Here is a 19,573-nt window from a genome sequence, read left to right as displayed (position 1 = left end):
GTACATGACGTGGTGAACGGTGACGGAACGGAGCGTGCGGTGACGGCGGGGGAGGCGATCGGCGGCGAGCTGGCCGGCAAGGTGCTCGGTGGGCGCTACCGGGTGACCACGACCATCGGACGCGGCGGCATGGGCGTGGTCGCCCGCGCCGTGGACGAACTCCTGGACCGGGAGGTCGCCGTCAAGGTCATGCGGGCCTACACCGACGCCTCGGAGACCGAACTGGCCGCTCTGCGCTCGCGGATGCGGCGGGAGGCGCAGGCCGCCGCCCGGATCCGGCACCCCGGAGTGGTCACGGTGCACGACGTCACCGCCCAGGACGGTCTCCCGGTCATCGTCATGGAACTGGTCGACGGGCCCTCGCTCGACGACGTGCTGGCCTCGCACGGCCCGCTCGATCCGCGCGAGGCCGCAGCGATCGGCGCGCAGCTGATGGACGCGCTCGACGCCGCGCACCGGGCCGGGGTGCTGCACCGGGACGTCAAACCGGCGAACGTGCTGCTGGAGCAGGGCGGCCGCGTCGTGCTCACCGACTTCGGGATCGCCACCCTGGAGGACTCCGGCGACGAGGCCGCGGCCAAGCTGACCCGCAGCGGTGAGATCGTCGGCTCCCTCGACTATCTCGCGCCCGAGCGGGCGCAGGGCCGCGAGCCCGGTCCCGCGTCGGACATCTGGTCGCTGGGCATGACGCTGTACCAGGCCGTGGAGGGCGGCGCCTCGCCGTTCCGCCGTTCCGCCGCCTGGTCCACGCTGGCGGCGATCGTGGGGGAGCCGCTGCCGGAGCTCCGGCGGGCGGGCCCGCTGGCGCCGGTGCTGCGGGCGCTGCTGGCGAAGGACCCCGAGGCCCGGCCGGCGGCCGGAGAGGCGCGCGAGCTGCTGGAGCGGGTGGCCGCGGGCGGACCCGCGGCCCCGGCCGTGATGCCGGCCACGACGCCCTCCCCGGCTCCGGCGAGCCCGCCCGACCCGGCCGCCACGCCCGCCCCGGCCACGATGCTCGCTCCGGTCCCGCCCCCGCCCTCGCCGTCCACGGGAGCCGCCGCCCCGCCGCCGCCCGGGTACGGCCGAGGTGCCCGCGCCGTCGTCGCGGCGGCCGTCGCCGTGCTCCTGGGCGGCGGTGGCATCGCCTACGCCCTGATGAGCAAGAACGCCGGCGCACGCGGCACCGGCGGGGCGCAGGCCGCGCCGCCCGCCGCGACGCCGAAACCGAAGGCGAAGCCGACACCCGGCGGCAGGACCACCGCCCCGGCAGACCCCGCCCCCACCCCCGCCCCGGCGACGTGCACCGGATGGGCCCACCAGGACCGCAAGCCGGGCAGCTACGCCTTCACGGCCGGTGACTTCCCCATCGTCACCGGCCCGTACCAGACGTGTCCCACCGTGGCCATGGCGAAGACCGGCACGAAGCTGCTGTTCCACTGCTCCGTCGTCAACGCGCACGGCAACCGGTGGACCTATGTGAGCGTGGCCGACACGGACATCGCCGGCTGGATGTCCAACGACAGGCTGACCCGCCAGAAGGGCCCCGCGACCACCTGCCAGTGAGCCCGGCGGCCAGCGGTCAGCGGTCGGCCGCCGCGTCCGCCGCCTCCAGGTACCCCTCGGGGAAGGGCTGTTCCGCCCAGATCGTCTTGCCCCGCGCGTGGTAGCGGGTGCCCCACAGCGCCGCGAGCTGCGCCACCAGGAACAGCCCGCGCCCGCCCTCGTCGGTGTCCTCCGCGTGCCGCACGTGCGGGGAGGTGCTGCTGCCGTCGGAGACCTCGCAGATCAGCTCGCGGTCGCGGATCATCCGCAGCTGGATCGGCCCGGTGCCGTACCGGATGGCGTTGGTGACCAGTTCGCTGACCACCAGCTCCGTGCTGAACTCCAGTTCCTCCAGGCCCCATTCCGCCAGCTTCCGGGTCGCGAGCGCACGGGCGCGCCCGACGACCTCGGGCTCGGCCGGCAGGTCCCAGGTGACATGGTGGCCGGCGTCCAGTTCGTGCACCCGCACCATCAGCAGCGCCACGTCGTCCTGCGCCGGTACGGGCAGCAGCCGGCCGATCATCATGTCGCAGGCGTCGTCGAGGCCCGCCCCGTCGCGCGAGCGCCCCCGCGGCAGGTCCAGCGGAATGCCCGACAGCGCCTCGGGCAGGCGCTGCAGGCCCAGGTCCACGCCGCGCTCCGGCGAGCCCACCAGGCCGTGCGTGTACAGCACCAGCACGTCCCCGTCCTCCAGCGTCAGCTCGCCGCTCTCCAGGGGGGTGCCGGGCCGGCCCAGCGGGGGCCCGCCCGGCACGTCGAGGAGCACCGGTCTCCCCGAGCGGGGCGCGTGCACCGGCGGCGGATGGCCGGCGCGGGCCAGCGCGCACCGCCGGGTGACCGGGTCGAAGACCACGTACACGCAGGTGGTCCCCGCCGCCCCGCCCGCACCCTCGCGCCCGCCGCCGCCCGGGCCGTCCCCGGCGTCCTCGTCCCGGGTGTGCTCGTCGGGGAAGCGGTTGATCTGGTCGTTCATGTACGCGAGCAGCTCGTCGGGGGAGAGGTCGAGGTCCGCGAGCGTGCGGACCACCGTGCGCAGCCGCCCCATCGTCACCGCCGCGTTCAGGCCGCGCCCCTGCGCGTCGCCCGCCACCAGCGCCACCCGCGCTCCCGACAGCGGGATCACGTCGTACCAGGCCCCGCCCAGCTCCGCGTGCCCGTGCGCGGGGAGGTAGCGGCACACCGCCTCCACCGCGCCGAGCACGGGCAGCTCCTGGGGCAGCAGACTGCGCCGCAGGGCCAGGGCGGCGGTGCGCTCGCGCGTGTAGCGGCGCGCGTTGTCGATGCACACGGCCGCCCGCGCCACGATCTCCTCGGCCAGCAGCACGTCGTCCGCCTCGAAGGCGCGGGCGCGTGCGTACCGTACGAAACAGGCCGCGCCGAGGGCCGCGCCGCGCGCGGACATCGGGACCAGCATCCACGAGTGCACCCCGTAGGACTCGACCAGCACCGCCCGCCGGGGATCGACCGGGGCGAGCTCCGTCAGCAGCTCCTCACCCGTCAGCAGCAGCGGCTCGCCGCTGGCCAGCGCCCGCGTGAACAGCGACCCCGGGCCCGAGGTGAACGGGTCCGCCTGGCCCGTCGGGACCACCGCCTCCGGGGTCTCCACGGGCCCGCCGGTGATCGAGGAGCTCGCCGCCCGCAGCAGGGGAACGGCCTCGGACACCGGGCCCGGGACGGGCTCGTCGCCGAGGAAGACCGGGGCCAGCAGGTTGACGTACGCGTGGTCGGCGAACTCCGGCACGGCCACGTCGACCAGCTCCCGCGCCGTGTGCAGGACGTCCAGCGAGGTACCGATGCGCGTGCTCGCCTCGTTCACCACCGCCAACCGCTCCCGGGCCCGGGCGCCTTCGGTCACGTCGGCCACGGTGTGCGCCAGCGCGATCACCTCGCCCGAGCTGCTGCGCAGCGGCAGGATGGTCTCGGACCACACCTTCTGACGGTCGGGATCGCCCCGGATCAGGCCGCGCACCTCCGTCTGGACCATGGCCTCCCCGGTCGACAGGACCCGGCGCTGGCGGGCCTCCAGGGCTGCCATGTCCATCAGGTCGGGCGGCGCCACCTCCGACATGGTGCGCCCCACGAACTCCTCGTTGGCGAAGCCCTCGCCGCGCCGCAGGGCGTCGTTCTGCGCGATGAAGCGCAGCTGCGTGTCGAAGACGTCGATGAGGAAGGGGGACTCGGTGAACAGCCCCCTGATCAGGGCCTCGCTCAGTTCCTGCCGCCGGGTGGCCTCCGCGTCGGTCGCCTGGATCAGCCACTGCCGCTCGCCGGTGGTGGAATCCAGCCGGCGCGCGTGCAGCGCGACCTCGATGCCGTGCCCGTCGCGGTGGCGCAGGACCGCGAGGCCGTCCTCGGCGCGCGCGTCCAGCAGATCGACCCCCCGTCGGCCGCGCACCTCCTGCGTCGTGTACCCGAGCAGGCGCTCCGCCCCCGGGCTCCAGCCGATCACGACGCCGTGCGCGTCCAGGAGGGCGTAGGTCTCGTCGCCCGGTTCCGGAAGAATGCCGGAGGCATCGTGGAATACGGGGTCGTGCATCACTCACTCCGCCCCACTTCCGGATCGCCGCAGCGATTCCATGGCGTTGTCCAGCGGGTTCTGCGTGCTGCTGCAATTATCGCTCTGCGTCACCGCTGGTGCAGCGTGGGCCATGGCGGCCCCAGGGCCTGTCCGGCCCTAGGCTGGGGGCGTGACGAGGAACGCGACTGCGGACACGAGCACCGACCGGGTGCTGTACGGGTGCATGGGCCTGGGCGGGAGCTGGGGCACGGACGCGTACGGCCCCGCCGACATCGACACCGCCGAAGCGGTGATCGACGCCGCCCTCGACAGCGGGATCACCGCCTTCGACCACGCCGACATCTACCGCCACGGCAAGGCCGAGGCCGTCTTCGGCGAGGTGCTCGCCCGGACCCCCGGGCTGCGCGGGCGGATCACCCTCCAGACCAAGTGCGGCATCCGGCTCGCCGACGGCGACCGGCCCGGCCGGTACGACCTGCGCGGCGAGAGCATCCTGCGGCGTGTGGAGGAGAGCCTGACCCGGCTGCGCACCGACGTCATCGACGTCCTGCTCCTGCACCGCCCCGACCCGCTGGCGGACCCCGAGGCGGTCGCGGCCGCGCTGGCCACCCTGCACCGGCAGGGGCTCGTACGGCACTTCGGCGTGTCCAACATGGGGGCCGCCCAGCTCGCCGCCCTCCAGGCCCACCTCGACGTGCCACTGGTCGCCGACCAGCTGGAGATGAGCCTGCACAGCCGCGACTGGGTGGAGGCCGGCGTCCTGCTGAACACCCCGCACGCCGCCGCCAACGGCTTTCCCGTCGGCACGCTGGAGTACTGCCGCGACCACGGCGTCCGCCTGCAGGCCTGGGGCGCGCTCGCCCAGGGCCGCTTCACGGGACGTCAGGAGAGCCCCGCCGAGAAGGCGACCGCGGCCCTCCTGGCCCGGCTGGCCGAGGAGAAGGGCACCACGCCCGAGACGGTCCTGCTGTGGTGGCTGACGCGCCACCCGGCGGGCATCGCGCCGGTCATCGGCACCGCCCGCCCCGAACGCGTCCGCGCCTGCCGGGACGCGGCGCTGCGCGCCCCCGCGCTCACGCACGAGGAGTGGTACGACCTGTGGATCACGGCCCGGGGGACCCCTCTGCCGTAGCGGTGTTCCCGCTCGGCCCGCTCGTCCCGCTCAGCCCTCCTCGGGTCCCGGCAGGGCCTGCTCCGACCAGATGACCTTGCCGTCCGGCGTGTACCGGGCCCCCCACCGGCGGCTGAGCTGGGCCACCAGGAAGAGCCCGCGCCCGCCCTCGTCCAGGGTGGTGGCGTAGCGCAGGTGCGGCGAGGTGCTGCTGCCGTCGAAGACCTCGCAGGTCAGGATCCGGTCGTACAGCAGGCGTACACGGACCGGCGCCGCGCCGTGCCGGATCGCGTTCGTGACCAGCTCGCTCAGCACGAGCTCGGTGCCGAACGCCAGGGCGTCCAGCCCCCACTCCTCGAGCTTCGCCAGCGCGGCGGCCCGCATCTCACCCACCGCGCTCGGCTCGAAGGGCACCTCCCACTCGGCGATGCGGTCCGGCGCCAGCGCCGACGTCCGCGCGACGAGCAGGGCCACGTCGTCGCGCGGACGCACCGGGAGCATCTCCTTGAGGATCGCCCGGCAGGTCTCCTCCGGCCGGTCCCCGGCCTGGCCCAGCGCCGAACGGAGCAGGTCGAGCCCCTCGTCGATGTCACGGGTGCGGTCCTCGATCAGCCCGTCCGTGTACAGCACCAGCTGGGTGCCCTCGCTGAGGTCGAGCTCCGCCGCCTCGAAGGGGAAGCCGCCCAGGCCCAGCGGAGCGCCCGCCGGCAGCTCCGGGATCTCCACGGTGCCGTCCGGGCGCACCAGCGCCGGTGGCACGTGACCGGCCCGGGCCACCGTGCAGCGCTGGGTCACCGCGTCGTACACGGCGTACAGGCAGGTGGCGCCGAGCAGCCCGCCGTCTCCGTCGCTGCCCTCCCGGCTCTGGTCGATGTACTGGACGAGGTCGTCGAGATGGCCCAGCAGCTCGTCGGGCGGCAGGTCCAGGGAGGAGAAGTTCAGTACGGCCGTGCGCAGCCGGCCCATGGTGGCCGCGGCGTGCAGCCCGTGGCCGACGACGTCCCCGACCACGAGGGCCACCCGGCTGCCCGCCAGCGGGATCACGTCGAACCAGTCCCCGCCCACCCCGGACTGCGCGGGCAGGTAGTAGTGGGCCACCTCCACGGCGCTCTGCTCGGGCAGGTCGCGCGGCAGCAGGCTGCGCTGCAGGGTCACCGCCAGGGCGTGTTCGCGCGTGTACCGGCGGGCGTTGTCGATGGTCACCGCGGCCCGTGCCACCAGCTCCTCCGCGAGCGACAGGTCCTCGTCGTCGAACGGCTCGGGTTTGCGCGACCGCCAGAAGTTGACCACGCCCAGCACCCCGCCGCTCGTCTTGAGGGGTGCCGTGATCAGCGAGTGGATGCCGTAGTCGACGATGGCCTGGGCCCGCGGCGGGTCCTGGGCGTGCCAGCCGGGCGCGTCGGCCAGGTCGACGATCACCTCGGCGCGGCCGCTGCCCAGGCCGCGCGCCTGCGGGGTCGAGGGCAGGAAGTCGATCAGCCGCCCCAGCGGGTACAGCGGGGCGTCGTCGCGGACCCCGCTGACCCCCGTGCGGCGCAGGTCCGGCGACGAGGCGGTGGGCTCGTCGCCGTGCAGGACGGACTCCGCCAGGTCGACGGTCACGAAGTCCGCGAACCGCGGGACGGCGACGTCCGCCAGCTCCTGGGCGGTCTGTTCCACGTCCAGGGTGGTGCCCACGCCCACACCGGCGTCGTAGAGCAGCCGCAGCCGCTTGCGGGCCGCCTCCGCCCGGGCGCTGAGCACGCGCATCTCGGTGGAGTCGCGGATGGTCACGGCCGTCCCCTCCTCGGGCCGGCCGCGGGGCCGGGTCCGCCGCTGGTTGATCACCAGCAGCCGGTCCCCGGCCTCGTGCACCTCGTCGGTGGCCTCCCGGCCGGACAGCAGCAGGTCGGCGACGTTCCGGTCCAGGCCCGGGACCTCCCTCAGATGCTGCCCCTCGGCATCCGACGGCAGCTTGAGCAGCCGTTTCGCCTCGTCGTTCGCGAGCAGCAGCCGGCCGCCGCCGTCGACGATCAGCACCCCCTCGCGGACGGTGTGCAGCACCGCGTCGTGGTGCTCGTACATCCGGGTCATCTCGAGCGGGCCCAGCCCGTGGGTCTGGCGGTCCAGGCGCCGGCTGATCAGCGCCGCGCCGACCGTGGCCAGGCCCAGGGCCGCCGCGCTGGCCCCCACGATCACGGGGAGCTGCCGGTCGACCACACCGGTGACGTTCTCGACCGTGAGACCGGCCGACACCAGCGCCTCGACCTTGCCCTCGGGGTCGAAGACCGGCACCACGGCCTGGATCTCCTTGCCCAGCGGGCCGTCCACGCTCTCGGTGTGCACCTGGCCCGCCAGCGAGGGCCCGATCGTGCCGACGAAACGTTTTCCGATGCGGTCGGGGAGCGGATGGGTGTAGCGCTTGCCCTCGGTGTCCATCACCACGAGGAAGTCCACCCCGGCCACCTTGCGGGTCTTCTCGGTGAGCGGCTGGAGGATCCGGGAGGGATCGGGCGCCTGGAGCGCCACGTGCAGGCCGGGCGAGTGGGCGAAGGTCTCGGCGACCGCCACGGACCGGGCGACGGCGTCGCGTTCGACGTCGTGGCGCGACTGCAGCACCAGTGCCAGCACGGCACCGGCGGTGAGCAGCACCACGATCGCCACCTGGAGCAGGAATACCTGCCGGGCGACGCTGCGCGGGCGGCTTCTCTTCAGTGACCGCACCGACGTCCCCGGCACGGGTTGCAAGGATGGGTCACGAACCATTTGTAGCACTGCTGGTCGCCCCGGGGAGGCTGCACGCGGCTACCGGGCCGACGTGGCGTGTTTACATCCCGGTCCGTCCCGCGTGGTCCGCCGGACGGACGCCGCTCGCCCTCGGCGAAACCACGGTGACCGGTTGTGCCCATGGTGCTTGAGTGGGCGGATGGAAATCTTGGTTCTGGGCGGTACCGCGTGGGTGGGCCGTGAAGTGTCCCGGCAGGCCGTCGAGCGCGGCCACGACGTCACCTGTCTGGCGCGCGGCGAGAGCGGGGCGGTGGCGCCGGGTGCGGCCCTGGTGGCCGCCGACCGGCGCGACCCCGCGGCGTACGACGCCCTGGGCGGCCGTGACTGGGACGCGGTCGTCGAGGTGTCCTGGCAGCCCGGCTTCGTCCGCGGCGCCCTGCGCGCGCTGGGCGCCCGGGCCCGGCACTGGAGCTACGTCTCCTCCGTCAGCGCGTACGCCTCCCACGCCACGCCCGACGTGGACGAGTCCGCCCCGCTGCACGCCCCCACCGACCGGGAGGAGGTCGACCGCGACCTGTACGGCGAGGCGAAGGCCGCCTGCGAGCAGGCGTCGAGCCGGGCCGTGGGCGACCGCCTCCTCATCGCGCGCGCCGGCCTGATCGGCGGCCCCGGGGACCACACCGGCCGCTCCGGCTACTGGGTGACCCGCGCGGCACGCGGCCCCCAGGAGCCCCTGCTGGTGCCCCGTACGCCGGACCTGCCGACCCAGGTGATCGACGTCCGCGACCTGGCCGCGTGGCTGCTGGACCGTGCCGAGGCCGGGACCACGGGGACCTTCGACGCGGTCGGCCCCGTCACCGCCTTCGACGACTGGATCGCGCTGTCCCGGGCCGTGGGCGGGCACACCGGCCCGGTGGTCACCGCCGGGTCGGACTGGCTGACCGCGCAGGGGGTCGCCCCGTACATGGGCCCCGGATCGCTCCCCATGTGGCTGGCCGAACCCGGCTGGGAGGGCTGGTCGGCCCGGACCGGCGCGGCGGCCCGCGCCGCGGGGCTGCGCCACCGCCCGCGCGTGCGGCTGCTCGCCGACACCCTGGAGTGGGAGCGCGCCCAGGGCCTGGACCGGCCCCGGCGCGCGGGCCTGAGCGCCGCGCGCGAACGTGAGCTCCTGGCCGCGCTCGGTGACGGGCCGGGTGAGGACGGGTGAGGAGGCGGGCGCCACGCCGGGCTGACGGCGGCCGGCGGGCCGCCGCGGGATTGCGGCCGCACAGGCATGGTGCGGAGGACACCCCGTCTTCTACGGTTCGCACCAGCACCCACCACCTGGAGGACCTGAATGACCCCGCACGTGGACACCGCTGAGCTCGCCGCCGCCATCGCCGTCGTCGACCGGGCGCGCGCTCTGCTGGGAGAGGCCCGGGAACTGCTCGGCGGCACGGGCATGTCGCGGGACCAGGACCAGTGGATGACGGCGGGCAGCCCGGTGCAGACGCTCCAGGGCGCCGATGACATGTACCGGGGCGCCTGCCGGTTCCTGGACGACCTCGCCCTGACCCTGGGCTACGCGACGGCCGGTCTGTCCGAGCGGGCCGTCCGCCACCGGGAGCGGGCCCGGAAGGGGTTCATCGGGATCGGCGGCGGCGACCGCATGGCCCGGCCGCTGCCGCGGCCGACCGTGGAGGCCCTCGAACTCCTCGAGGGCCTGGAGGTGCTCGGCCAGGAGTTCCGCGGGCGCATCCGGGCCGTCCTGGACGCGGCGGAGGCCACCTACCCGGACCCCGCCCAGTTCCGCACGCCGGGCGCCATCGGCCGGACGACCGCCGCGCAGTCCCCCGCCTAGCCTCACCCGGTCACGGCCTCGATCAGGGAGTACGGGGCGGCCTCCGCGAGCGGGGCGATGGACCGGACGCGCAGGCCCGCCCGGCCGCACAGCTCTTCGAAGTCTCTGCGGGTGCGTTCCCTGCCGCCCACGTTCAGCATCATGTTGAGGTCGCTCAGGTAGGTACCGTCGTCCTCGGCGCCGACCACCTCGGGAAGCACCGGCTCCACGATCAGTACGACGCCGTGGGACGGCAGCACCTGGTGGCAGTGGCGCAGGATCGTGACCGCCTGGTCGTCCGTCCAGTCGTGCAGGATGCTCTTCACCAGGTACACGTCCGAGCCGTGCGGGACCGCTTGGAAGAAGTCCCCGGCGATGAGGGAGCAGCGCTCTTCCAGCCCGTGCCGCGCCAGCGTCTTCGGCGCCGCCGCCAGGCCGTCGGCGGTGTCGAAGACCACGCCGGTGAGGCCCGGGTGCGCTGCGAGGACGCCGGCCAGGAGGGTGCCGCTGCCTCCACCGACGTCCGTGACCGACGCGTACCGGCCGAAGTCGAACGCGTGCGGCAGCACGGCGGCGGTCTCGGAGACGACCTGGCTCATCGCCGCGTTGAAGTCCGCGGAGAGCTCGGGGTGCCGGGCGAGGTGGCTGAAGAAGTCCGTGCCGAAGACGGAGTCGAACGCGATGTGCCCCGTACGGACACTGCTGTCCAGGTGCTCCCATGCGCGGGTGATCGCCGGATCGGTGAACATCCGGACGAACGCCGCGAGGGAGTCGGGGTGGCCGGGGCCGAGGAGTGCGCCCGCGGGGGTCGCCGAGAACGTGTCGGGGGTGTGTTCCACGAGCAGGCCGAGGGCGGTCAGGGCACGCAGCAGACGCGTCATGGGCTGGTGGACGGTCCCGGCTCCGGCAGCCACCTCGGCGGCTGTGCGCGGACCGTCGCCGATCAGTTCCACGACCCCCAGGCGGACCGCCGCGCGCAGGGTGTGCGCGGCCATGCTCCCGAACGCGAGCCGGACGACGAGCTCCCGGCCTGCCGCCGTCTGCGCTGCTCGGACATCGGTGTTCATCACAGGTCCTGCTTCCTTCCTCGAAGTCGACCGAATCACCGTTCGGTCCGGGTACGGGCTGTCAGGGTGGGGTGGACGCGGGCAGGCCGGCCAGTGCGCCGGGCGTGCATCCGGCGAGGGACTGGACGTCGCGGTGGAGATGGGGCTGGTCGGCGTACCCGCACGCCGCGGCGACGTCGCCGACGCGCTCGCCCGCACGGAGCGCCCGGGCGGCGTGATCGAAGCGGACCAGCATGGCGGCGCGCTTGGGGGTCAGGCCGATCTGCGAGCTGAACCTGGTCCGGAGCCGCTTGCGGCTCCATCCGCAGGCCGCGGCGAGGGCGCCGACCCGAACCCGGCCCCGGCCGGCCACGATCGCGTCCCAGGCGGCGGCGACCTCGGGTGCCATGGGCGGGGTTCCCGCGGCCCGCTGCCCGAGGAAGCCGTCCGTGAGCGCGAAGCGGTCCTGCCACGACGCGGTGTCCTCCAACTGCTCGCGCAGCAGCCGGGCATGCCGCCCCCACAGGTCCTCCAGACCGGTGATGGAGCCGTCCAGTTCGAGCGGGGAAACACCCAGCAGCGCGTATGCGGCCCGGGGCGACAACGCCACCTCGATGCATTCGACGCCCTCGCCGCGGATACGGGCGGGACCCGGGGACAAGGAGGCGACCAGCCCCCTCAGCGGCCGGTGCCCGGAGGCGCTCTCCACCCTGACCGGGCTGGCTCCGAGCCCGATGACGACGATCACCGCGGGCTGCGGCAGCACCCGCATGTCCAGCCCGGCGGCCATCCGGTCACGGAACCCGGCCATCTGTACGCCGTCGAGAGAGACGCCGCCCGGGGGTCGGGCGACCTCCCAGCCGTCGTCGGCGGTGCGCTTCGAGGGGCGCAGCCCCGCGTCGTGTCCGGTCATGCCTCCACGATGGCCGAAGCCGCAGACCGTGTCTTGGACGAAAGTTCCCCAGCGCTCGTCCTACCGGGCCGTGCCGTGCCGGGCCGGGCCGGGCGCGGTGCCGTACCGCACCGCTCCCGGGCCCCGGCGCGGTGCGGTGCCGCGCCGGGGCCGGGGAGGCGGGCTACTTCGGGGCGGTCCAGATCTGGCCCTTGCCCGTGTTCGCCGAGTACAGCTGGATCACGGTGCCGTTGGCGGACGCGCCGCCCTTCGCGTCGAGCACCTTGCCCGAGGCGACGTGCACGATCTGGCCCTTGGCGTTGACCGACCAGCGCTGCGCCGCGGTGCCGTTGCAGTCGTACAGGCTGATCACATTGCCGTTGGTGGCCGCGTTGCGTGCGTTGTCCAGGCACTTGCCGAGCGCGCGGAACGTGCCGTCCTTGCCCAGGATCCACGACTGCGCGGCCGTGCCGTTGCAGGTGTAGAGCTGGATCGGCGTACCGGTGACGGCCTTGCCGCCCTTGACGTCCAGGCACTTGCCCGCGATGCCGGTCACCCTCCCCTGCGGCGACAGCGCGGCGCCGGCGCCGGCCGCGAGCAGCCGCAGCCCCTGCACGTCGAACTGCTGGACGTACGCGCCCGCCCGCTTGTCCTGGTAGGCGCTGGACGGCACGCACATCACCGGGAACTGGCCGGAGTCGGTGCCCTTGACGCAGTCGCCGCGCGTCAGGCTGCGGTTGGCGTGCGTCAGCCCGAGCGTGTGCCCGATCTCGTGGCTGATGTGGTTGCGCATGTACCACTCGCCCATCGCGGCCGTGGGCTTGCCGTCCGGAGTGAAGAACTCGTCGTCGATGTAGGCGTGTCCGCTGGTGACGGTCTCCGGTACGGAGGAACTGGTGAACCCGCAGCTGAGGTTGGCGCTGCCCGATCCGTCGCGTACCACCGTCCAGCCGGTGCTGCCCATACTGCCCTCACCGGCCGGGGGCACGCACGGGCGGTGCGCCACCCCGATGATCACCTCGCCCTTGGGCCGGACGTAGTCCCAGCCCACGGGCGTGGTGTTCACGGTGACCGGGAGGTTGGTGATGCGCTGGAGGTCCGCCGCCGTGGACTTCACGTAACCGCCCAGCCAGTCCACGGACTTCTGGTCGCGGAACTTGATCGTGTAGCCGGTCGCCAGCCACTTCGTGGCGCCGCTCAGCTTCCACCCCTCGCCCTGGGGCGGCGCCGGCGCCGGGGCCGCCACGGCCCCGGCGCGGGTGGCCGCGGCCGCCGCCGGCCGGCCTTCGAGGGACATCCTTCCGTTCACGAAGCCGGTGCTGTCACTGCCGAGGACCACGGCGTCGGCGTGGGCGCCCTCCCCGTCCACGTCCCCACCCGGTACCGGGGCCGCGCTCACCTCCTGGTCCGGCTCGGTGCCCTGCGCGTCCTCGGTGCCGAAGGCCGTGGACTGGAGCTGGAGTCCCCCCACGATCGCCGCCACGGCACATGCCGCGACCACGGATATTCGACGCTTGCCTGTCAACCGCACGTTCCTGGTGCCCTCTCGTCGCGTCCGCCTCGCCCCTCCAACGCCCTCTCACAGGACGGGAGTCGAGGCGGATGACATAGTGCCGAGGACCGGAGGGACCGGATACCCGGTGGGGGTGTGCGCGGCGGCGTCAGCCGGCGGTCCAGCCCCCGTCCACGGGCAGGGAGATGCCGGTGACGTAGCCGGAGTGGGGCCCGCACAGCCACAGGACGGCGGCCGCCACCTCGGCCGGCTCGATCAGCCGCTTCACCGGGGAGCGGGCGAGCAGGACGTCGTCCACGACGGCCTCGGGCGCGAGGCCGTGCGCGGCGGCCTGGTCCTGGATCTGCCCCTCCACCAGGGGCGTACGGACGTAGCCGGGACTGACGCAGTTGCTGGTGATGCCGTGCGCGGCGCCCTCGATCGCGGCGACCTTGCTCAGCCCCTCCAGCGCGTGCTTCGCCGCGACGTAGGCGGACTTGTACGCACTGGCCCGCAGCCCGTGCACGCTGGAGATGTTCACCACGCGCCCCCAGCCGCGCTCGCGCATGTACGGCAGGGTCCGGCGCATCAGCAGGAACGGCGCGGTCACCATGACCTGCTGGATGCGGACGAACCGCTCCGGCGGGAACTCGGTGATCGGCGCGACGTGTTGCAGCCCGGCGTTGTTGACGAGGATGTCGACGGCGGCCGGCAGGGCCGCGACGGCGTCCGGGTCGGCGAGGTCGGCCACGTGCGCGACGCCCCCCACCTCCCGGGCCGCGGTCCGGGCCGCCCCGGCGTCGATGTCCACCACATGGACCTCGGCCCCGGCGGCGGCCAGCGCCCCGGCGCAGGCCCGTCCGATCCCGCTGCCGCCGCCCGTGACCAGGGCGGTCCTGCCCCGCAGTCCGTTGCTCATGCCGACAACCTAGGGCGGGTACGGGCCCCCACCCATAGGCGCGGACACCACATCGGGGCCCACCGCCATGGCTGCGGAACACAGGACGGACCGCACCGACGGTCGGACCCGGGGGACCGGTCCGGCGGAGCGCTCCAGGTACGCGGCCCCGCCGGTCACGGTGCCACGGTCACCGCCAGCCGGGCCCGGGCCGCCGACACCAGGGCACGGACGCCGGCCGGGAGGGCGGTGCGCGGGTCGGGGGCGAAGTCCGGGGCGTGGTTGGCGGGCAGCGCCGCGAGCTTGTCGGCGGCCGACGCGCCCGGGGTGCGCGCCCAGGTCCCCGGGCCGACCACACCCAGCATCCAGTACGCCGTCCGGATGCCGTCCCCGCCGAAGTGGGCGAAGTCCTCCGTGGCCAGGGACGGCGGCCACATCGTCACCCGTTCCGCGCCGAACTCCGCCACGTGGGCGGCCCGGACGGCGGCCGTCGCCGCCGGGTCGGGGTGGGTGACCGGGGAGGACGAGACCCGCTCGACGTCCGGGTCCCGGGGGCAGCCGGCGGCCGCGCACTCGGCGCGCACCACCCGCTCCACGGCCGCGGTGGCCCGCGCCAGCGAGGCTTCGCCCACCGCCCGTACGGTGATGTCGAGTTCCGCCCGGTCGGGGATCACGTTGGCCCGCTCCCCGGCGTGGAACGAGCCGACCGTCACCGCCACCTGCTCCGCGGGCGCCGCCTCCCGCGAGACGACGGTCTGCAGCCGGGTCACCACGTGCGCGGCGGCCACCACCGGGTCGACGGCCAGGTGCGGGGCCCCCGCGTGGCCGCCCCGCCCGTGCACCACCACCCGCAAGGTGACGCTGCCCGCCGTCATCGGGCCGTATCCGTGCGCCACCATGCCCGCCGGCAGCGGCGCCGCGTGCTGGGCCAGGACGTCGTCCGGGCGGCCGAAGCGCTCGTACAGACCGTCCTCCAGCATGGCGCGGGCCCCGGTGAGGTTCTCCTCGGCGGGCTGGCCGATCACCATCAGCGTGCCCCGCCACTGCGCGCGCGCCGCGGCCAGCAGCGAGGCCGCGCCCGCCGCCGCGGCCAGGTGCAGATCGTGCCCGCACGCGTGCGCCGCCCCGCCCTCGCTCGCGTACGGCAGCCCGGTGGCCTCGCGCACGGGCAGCGCGTCGAGTTCGGCCCGCAGCAGCACCGTGGGTCCGTCCCCGTTGCGCAGGACGCCCACCACCCCGTGCCCGCCGACGTCGCCGGTCACCTCGTACCCGGCCTCCGTCAGCCACGCCGCGTACCGCCCCGCCGTCCGCCGCTCCGCGCCCGACAGCTCCGGGTGGCGGTGCAGGTCCAGGTAGAACGTGGTCAACGGGCGCAGGAGGGCGTCGAGACCGGGGGTGCTGCGAGCGGCGGGGGTCATGGCACCCATGGTCGCCCGGGCGCGGTCCGGCGGCCCCGGCACCCCGCTGACACTTTCTGTCAGCGGATCGTGGGGTCGGCTGACACGGACAGGGGTTGTGATGGGTCCCGGCGCCGGTCCGGCGCCGCAACCGCCTTCGACCCCTTGGGAGTCATCATGGAGAAGTCGCCGCTGGCCTCGCTCGCCGACGAGATCCTGGAGCTGGAGTCCGAGACCTTCGAGATCTCCGACTACTCGGACGCCAGCGAGGTCGTGCTCGCCGGTTCCACCAGCTGCAGCTCCACCTCGACGTGCTCCTCCACCACGAGCACCACGTCCTGCTCGGCCTGAGCAGTCGCCGATGCCCCCGTTTCCCCGGTGGACACCGGGGAAACGGGGGCATCGGCACGCCGCGGCAACGGCCGCGGCTACGGGAACGGGTGCGGCACCATCCGGATCTCGGCGTCCGTCAGGTCGTGCTCGCGCAGCCCCGCCCGCCGGGCCGCCGTCCGCAGCCGCGGCATGTACGGCGCCCGCTGCCGTGACCAGCCGAAGTCGATCGGCAGCAGCCCCGGGACCACCGCGCACACGGTGTGCAGCCCGATCCGGCGCTGCTCGGGCGTCGTCTGGTCCACGACGATCACGTCGTGCCCGGCCCCCGTCAACTCGCCGACGACCAGGCCCAGATCCTCGCGCAGGTCGTCCGTCACCGGCCGCCGGCCGAAGACCGCCTCCAGGGGCCGCACCGCCACCGGCTCCAGGTACGGACGGACGTGCTTCGCCATCTCCGGCAGGCCGTACAGCTGGGCGTGGTCCTTCAGATGGCGGACCCGGCCGAAGTCGGCGGCCATCGCCTCCAGTTCGGCGCGCCGCCCGGCCACCTGCCCCGGCAGGTGCGGAATGTACGTCAGCACCTCCGACAGCGCGGCCTCCACGGCCGCCGCCGGGTCCAGCGCGGCGCCCGCCCCGAAGGAGAACAGCCCCGGCCCGCCGTCGCGCCGTACCGCCAGCGCCGTCACGACCGGGATACCCAGGTCGATCCGGTTGTCGAAGGCGTGCACGTCGTACCCCTGCAGGGCCGCCCGGTCCGCCATCGTGCGCACCGCAGGGCCCGGCACGGACGCCAGGTCGATCCCGGTCAGCGGCAGGCCGCCGTACCAGGCCAGCAGGAACGCGTCCCGCTCGACGAGTTCGAGCAGCGCCCCCAGCAAAGCCTCCTCCGGGCAGCTGCCGATGGCGCAGCCGTTGGAGCACTCGAAGACGAAGTTGTCCGCCGCGAGCCCCGCGCTGTAGTGCACCAGCCGGGCCGGCACCAGCACCGGCCGGTCGTCGCGCAGCGAGTGCCCGTACACCCACGGAATGGGCCGCTCGGGATCGAACGGCGAGACCAGCGGATCGTCCCGGTAGGTCTGCGGCGGGTAGAACCCGCACGCGGCCGGGTCCAGCGCCCGCTCGCCCAGCTCCGCGAACGAGGCCGTCAGCAGGGTGCTCCCGGTGCGCCGGTGGGTGCCCGCGTACCGCTCCAGCCCCTCCAGGTACGCCAGGTCCCGGCTGGCCGTGAAGCTGTTGGCCTGCCCGCTCCACGTCACGTCGGTCAGGCCCGCGTAGCCGCGCATGAACACGCTGCCCGCGACCGGCGCCGTCGTCGGCGAGGTGACGTTGATCCAGGTTCCGCCGCCCAGCACCCCCGACACCGGGTTGGCGAGCGCCGCGTACGGCATCGGGTACGAGGAGGCCGCCCGCAGCCGCTGGGCGCCCGGCGCCGGTTTGGGCCGGGCCCGCGGGGTGAACGGCTCCGGGACGTCCGCGGCCCGCGGCCCGCAGTCGGGACACAGCGGATCGGCGAGCAGCGGATACGTCCGCACCTGGAACGTCTTCAGGTCCAGCCGGGACACCTGGGGCAGGGCCCGGTCGGCGTCCTCGGGTCCCGGCGCCCGCACCGACCCGCCGAAGACGGCGGCGTGCAGCGCGTACGCCGCGTCCAGGGCGAACGGCGAGAGCCGCGGCCAGGGACCGCCGGCCGCCGTGACCTCCCCGGTGCCGGTCTCCAGGGCGTCGCGCTCGCTGCGGCTGCGCAGCCGCTGCCAGCGCATGGCCAGGCACTGCCCGCACGCGGGCGCGCCGCCGTCGCCGCCCCACGGGCCGACGAGCACGGCCCCGGCGCTCAGGTGCACGGTCGCTGCGGGCCGCGTCGCGGCGAACGGGTCGGCGGCGCGCGGCCCGAGGGCGTCGTGGACGCCCAGGGTCACCACGTCCGCGCCCCGGTCGGCCAGGGCCCGCGCCAGCTGCCCGCGGGCCGCCTCCAGCGGGGTCACGTCGGCGCGCGCCGCGGGAGGGGCGGCGGCGGGCATGGGCGTGGAGGCCGTCATGTCCGGTTGCTCCAGCGGAAGGTCTTCAGCCCGATCGCGCCGAACAGCAGCGCGAACCCGAGCAGCGCCGCGCACCCGATGCCGATCGTGCCGACCGACCCGCTGCCGGTCAGCGCCGCGCTCGCCGCGTCGTTGAGGTAGCGCAGCGGCAGGACCCGCGAGACCTGCTGGAGCCAGTCGGGCATCAGGTCCAGCGGCAGGAAGGACCCGGACAGGAACGCCATCGGCACCATCATGCAGTTGGCGATGGCGGCGACCGCCTCCGGCGTGTTCGCGTACGTCCCGACGATCACGCCGATCGCCATGAACGCCGTGATGCCCAGCACCAGTGCGGGCAGCACCAGCGGCCACCGCGCGTCCAGTTCCAGGCCGAACCCGGGCAGCATCGCCACCGCGACGAACACCGCCGCCTGCACCACCCCGACGGCCACGGCCAGCACGTACCGCGAGGCCAGCACCGTGGTCAGCGGCGTCGGCGTCAGCCGGATCAGCCGCAGCAGGTCGTCGCGCCGCCACTGCATCAGGGTGAACGCGATGCCGAAGACGGCCGCGTTGGCGACACCCCACGACATCACGCCGGGGGCTATGTAGGAGATGTACGGGCGGCCGGACTCCTCGACGTCCTGGCCGCTGAAGATCAGGCCGAAGACGACGAGGAAGAGGAGAGGGAAGGCGAAGGTGAAGAAGAGGGTGGCCTTGTCCCGGACCTGCGCCCGGTAGCCGGCCGCGGTCAGGGCCGTGTACGCGCTCATGCCTGGTACTCCGTGGCGGTGGGGGTGTGGTCGGGCGCGTGGGCGGCGCCGGTGAGCTCGAGGTAGACGTCCTCGAGGGTGGCGGTACGGGTCAGCACGCCGTCGAGTCCGGTCAGGGCGTCGACGGCCTGCAGCACCCGGCCGGGGGAGGCGGTCTCCAGGACCAGCGAACCGCCCTGGACGCTCGCCCGGTCGACGCCGGGCAGGCCCGCGGCCCGCTCGACGTCGATCCGGCCGGCCGGCAGCAGCAGCCGGGACGGTGCTCCGGCCGCGGTCACCAGCTGGTGCGGGGAGTCCAGGGCGGCGATCCGGCCCGCGACGAGGATGGCGACCCGGTCGCACAGCGCCTCGGCCTCGTCGAGGTGGTGGGTGGTGTAGACGATGGTGCGCCCCTCGCCCTTGAGCGTGCGCAGCACCTCCCACAGGTCGCGGCGCGCCTGCGGGTCGAGCGCCGCGGTCGGCTCGTCCAGGAAGATCAGCTCGGGGCCGTGGACCAGCGCGGAGGCGATCGCGAGCCGCTGGCGCTGCCCGCCGGAGAGGTTCTCGACCAGGACGTCGCGCTGCTCGGTCAGGCCGACCAGCGCCAGGGTGCGGTCCGCGGCCGCCGGCTCCGTCCGGTAGAGCCCGGCCACGGTCACCAGGTGCTCGCGCGCGGTCTGCCGGACGAAGAAGGCCGAGGCCTGGGTCTGTACGCCGATCCGCGGCAGCAGCGCGGTGTTGCGCGGCCACGGGCTCTGGCCGAGCACGCGCACGGTGCCGGAGTCCGCCTCCCGCAGGCCCTCCATGATCTCGATGAGGGTGGTCTTGCCCGCGCCGTTCGGGCCGAGGAGGCCCAGGAACTCGCCGCGGCGCACGTCGAGGGACACCCCCGCCACGGCCTGGCGGTCGCCGTAGCGTTTGGTCACGTCCTGTACGGAGATCGCCGCGGATCCGGGCGACCGGGTGCTGTCAGTTGTCATGGGTGGTGCGTCCCTCGGTGTGGTGGTCGGGGTGGTGTTCGGTCTGGGGTCGGGATGGGTCGGTGGGTGGTGGGCTTGCGGGGTCGGCGGGGT

Annotated in this window: 15 protein-coding genes; 5 read left to right on the top strand and 10 right to left on the bottom strand. The window is 74.6% G+C overall.

Going from position 1 to position 19,573, the window contains the following annotated elements; translation table 11 throughout:
* The first annotated feature begins 39 nt into the window (after nt 1-39).
* Nucleotides 40-1,542 carry a serine/threonine-protein kinase gene (locus ACZ6KO_RS19205; RefSeq protein WP_469305172.1) on the top strand — a complete coding sequence of 501 codons (1,503 nt, stop codon included), beginning with the start codon at nt 40-42 and terminating at the stop codon, nt 1,540-1,542.
* A gap of 16 nt (nt 1,543-1,558) precedes the next feature.
* On the opposite strand, the gene ACZ6KO_RS19200 is transcribed toward ACZ6KO_RS19205, so the two are convergent.
* A complete protein-coding gene (locus ACZ6KO_RS19200) occupies nt 1,559-4,057 on the bottom strand; it encodes a SpoIIE family protein phosphatase (RefSeq protein WP_469305171.1) in 2,499 nt (832 codons plus the stop codon).
* 151 nt (nt 4,058-4,208) lie between these two features.
* On the opposite strand from ACZ6KO_RS19200, the gene ACZ6KO_RS19195 reads away from it, so the two are divergent.
* Nucleotides 4,209-5,171: an aldo/keto reductase gene (locus ACZ6KO_RS19195; protein WP_469305170.1), complete on the top strand. Its 963-nt coding sequence runs from the start codon at nt 4,209-4,211 to the stop codon at nt 5,169-5,171.
* A 30-nt stretch (nt 5,172-5,201) separates the two neighbouring features.
* On the opposite strand, the gene ACZ6KO_RS19190 is transcribed toward ACZ6KO_RS19195, so the two are convergent.
* Nucleotides 5,202-7,895: a SpoIIE family protein phosphatase gene (locus tag ACZ6KO_RS19190; RefSeq protein WP_469305169.1), complete on the bottom strand. Its 2,694-nt coding sequence runs from the start codon at nt 7,893-7,895 to the stop codon at nt 5,202-5,204.
* A gap of 160 nt (nt 7,896-8,055) precedes the next feature.
* On the opposite strand from ACZ6KO_RS19190, the gene ACZ6KO_RS19185 reads away from it, so the two are divergent.
* Together ACZ6KO_RS19185 and ACZ6KO_RS19180 are read left to right on the top strand one after the other, a co-directional pair.
* A complete protein-coding gene (locus tag ACZ6KO_RS19185; protein WP_469305168.1) occupies nt 8,056-9,063 on the top strand; it encodes an NAD-dependent epimerase/dehydratase family protein in 1,008 nt (335 codons plus the stop codon).
* Nucleotides 9,064-9,192: 129 nt separating this feature from the next.
* On the top strand, nt 9,193-9,696 hold the full coding sequence (locus ACZ6KO_RS19180) for a hypothetical protein (RefSeq protein ID WP_469305167.1): 504 nt from the start codon (nt 9,193-9,195) through the stop codon (nt 9,694-9,696).
* 2 nt (nt 9,697-9,698) lie between these two features.
* Here the strand turns inward: ACZ6KO_RS19180 and ACZ6KO_RS19175 are convergent, their stop codons facing one another.
* The 5 genes from ACZ6KO_RS19175 to ACZ6KO_RS19155 all read right to left on the bottom strand — a co-directional run bounded on the left by ACZ6KO_RS19175 (nt 9,699) and on the right by ACZ6KO_RS19155 (nt 15,421).
* Nucleotides 9,699-10,745: a methyltransferase gene (locus tag ACZ6KO_RS19175; RefSeq protein ID WP_469305166.1), complete on the bottom strand. Its 1,047-nt coding sequence runs from the start codon at nt 10,743-10,745 to the stop codon at nt 9,699-9,701.
* A 58-nt stretch (nt 10,746-10,803) separates the two neighbouring features.
* The gene (locus ACZ6KO_RS19170) at nt 10,804-11,634 is read right to left on the bottom strand and encodes a helix-turn-helix transcriptional regulator (RefSeq protein WP_469305165.1); all 831 of its coding nucleotides are present in this window, start codon (nt 11,632-11,634) and stop codon (nt 10,804-10,806) included.
* Nucleotides 11,635-11,797: 163 nt separating this feature from the next.
* Nucleotides 11,798-13,144 carry a ricin-type beta-trefoil lectin domain protein gene (locus tag ACZ6KO_RS19165; RefSeq protein ID WP_469305164.1) on the bottom strand — a complete coding sequence of 449 codons (1,347 nt, stop codon included), beginning with the start codon at nt 13,142-13,144 and terminating at the stop codon, nt 11,798-11,800.
* A gap of 130 nt (nt 13,145-13,274) precedes the next feature.
* Complete coding sequence (locus ACZ6KO_RS19160; RefSeq protein WP_469305163.1) at nt 13,275-14,024, bottom strand: 3-hydroxybutyrate dehydrogenase; 750 nt, start codon at nt 14,022-14,024, stop codon at nt 13,275-13,277.
* A 155-nt stretch (nt 14,025-14,179) separates the two neighbouring features.
* Nucleotides 14,180-15,421: an amidohydrolase gene (locus tag ACZ6KO_RS19155; RefSeq protein ID WP_469305162.1), complete on the bottom strand. Its 1,242-nt coding sequence runs from the start codon at nt 15,419-15,421 to the stop codon at nt 14,180-14,182.
* Nucleotides 15,422-15,577: 156 nt separating this feature from the next.
* On the opposite strand from ACZ6KO_RS19155, the gene ACZ6KO_RS19150 reads away from it, so the two are divergent.
* Nucleotides 15,578-15,751, top strand: a complete 174-nt coding sequence (locus ACZ6KO_RS19150) for a thiazolylpeptide-type bacteriocin (protein ID WP_007268044.1) — start codon at nt 15,578-15,580, stop codon at nt 15,749-15,751.
* A 77-nt stretch (nt 15,752-15,828) separates the two neighbouring features.
* On the opposite strand, the gene ACZ6KO_RS19145 is transcribed toward ACZ6KO_RS19150, so the two are convergent.
* The 3 genes from ACZ6KO_RS19145 to ACZ6KO_RS19135 are packed head-to-tail and all read right to left on the bottom strand — an operon-like array spanning nt 15,829 to nt 19,480.
* Nucleotides 15,829-17,769, bottom strand: a complete 1,941-nt coding sequence (locus ACZ6KO_RS19145) for a TOMM precursor leader peptide-binding protein (RefSeq protein WP_469305161.1) — start codon at nt 17,767-17,769, stop codon at nt 15,829-15,831.
* The gene (locus ACZ6KO_RS19140) at nt 17,766-18,521 is read right to left on the bottom strand and encodes an ABC transporter permease (RefSeq protein WP_469305160.1); all 756 of its coding nucleotides are present in this window, start codon (nt 18,519-18,521) and stop codon (nt 17,766-17,768) included. The genes ACZ6KO_RS19145 and ACZ6KO_RS19140 overlap by 4 nt, the downstream gene beginning before the upstream one ends.
* Nucleotides 18,518-19,480, bottom strand: coding sequence for an ABC transporter ATP-binding protein (locus ACZ6KO_RS19135; protein ID WP_469305159.1), 963 nt, complete (start codon nt 19,478-19,480; stop codon nt 18,518-18,520). Before ACZ6KO_RS19135 ends, ACZ6KO_RS19140 begins: the two co-directional genes overlap by 4 nt.
* Nucleotides 19,481-19,573: the final 93 nt, after the last annotated feature.

Source organism: Streptomyces sp. NPDC042102, from assembly GCF_055582305.1.
The sequence above is the reverse complement of the archived record's forward strand: the minus strand, read 5'-3'. Positions and strand labels throughout refer to the sequence as shown.

Excerpts from the sequence above, each read along its gene's own strand:
- ACZ6KO_RS19200 (WP_469305171.1), bottom strand. The coding sequence starts at position 4,057 with ATGCACGACCCCGTATTCCACGATGCCTCCGGCATTCTTCCGGAACCG.
- ACZ6KO_RS19190 (WP_469305169.1), bottom strand. The coding sequence starts at position 7,895 with ATGGTTCGTGACCCATCCTTGCAACCCGTGCCGGGGACGTCGGTGCGG.
- ACZ6KO_RS19185 (WP_469305168.1), top strand. The coding sequence starts at position 8,056 with ATGGAAATCTTGGTTCTGGGCGGTACCGCGTGGGTGGGCCGTGAAGTG.
- ACZ6KO_RS19180 (WP_469305167.1), top strand. The coding sequence starts at position 9,193 with ATGACCCCGCACGTGGACACCGCTGAGCTCGCCGCCGCCATCGCCGTC.
- ACZ6KO_RS19170 (WP_469305165.1), bottom strand. The coding sequence starts at position 11,634 with ATGACCGGACACGACGCGGGGCTGCGCCCCTCGAAGCGCACCGCCGAC.
- ACZ6KO_RS19160 (WP_469305163.1), bottom strand. The coding sequence starts at position 14,024 with ATGAGCAACGGACTGCGGGGCAGGACCGCCCTGGTCACGGGCGGCGGC.
- ACZ6KO_RS19155 (WP_469305162.1), bottom strand. The coding sequence starts at position 15,421 with ATGACCCCCGCCGCTCGCAGCACCCCCGGTCTCGACGCCCTCCTGCGC.
- ACZ6KO_RS19150 (WP_007268044.1), top strand. The coding sequence starts at position 15,578 with ATGGAGAAGTCGCCGCTGGCCTCGCTCGCCGACGAGATCCTGGAGCTG.
- ACZ6KO_RS19145 (WP_469305161.1), bottom strand. The coding sequence starts at position 17,769 with ATGACGGCCTCCACGCCCATGCCCGCCGCCGCCCCTCCCGCGGCGCGC.
- ACZ6KO_RS19140 (WP_469305160.1), bottom strand. The coding sequence starts at position 18,521 with ATGAGCGCGTACACGGCCCTGACCGCGGCCGGCTACCGGGCGCAGGTC.
- ACZ6KO_RS19135 (WP_469305159.1), bottom strand. The coding sequence starts at position 19,480 with ATGACAACTGACAGCACCCGGTCGCCCGGATCCGCGGCGATCTCCGTA.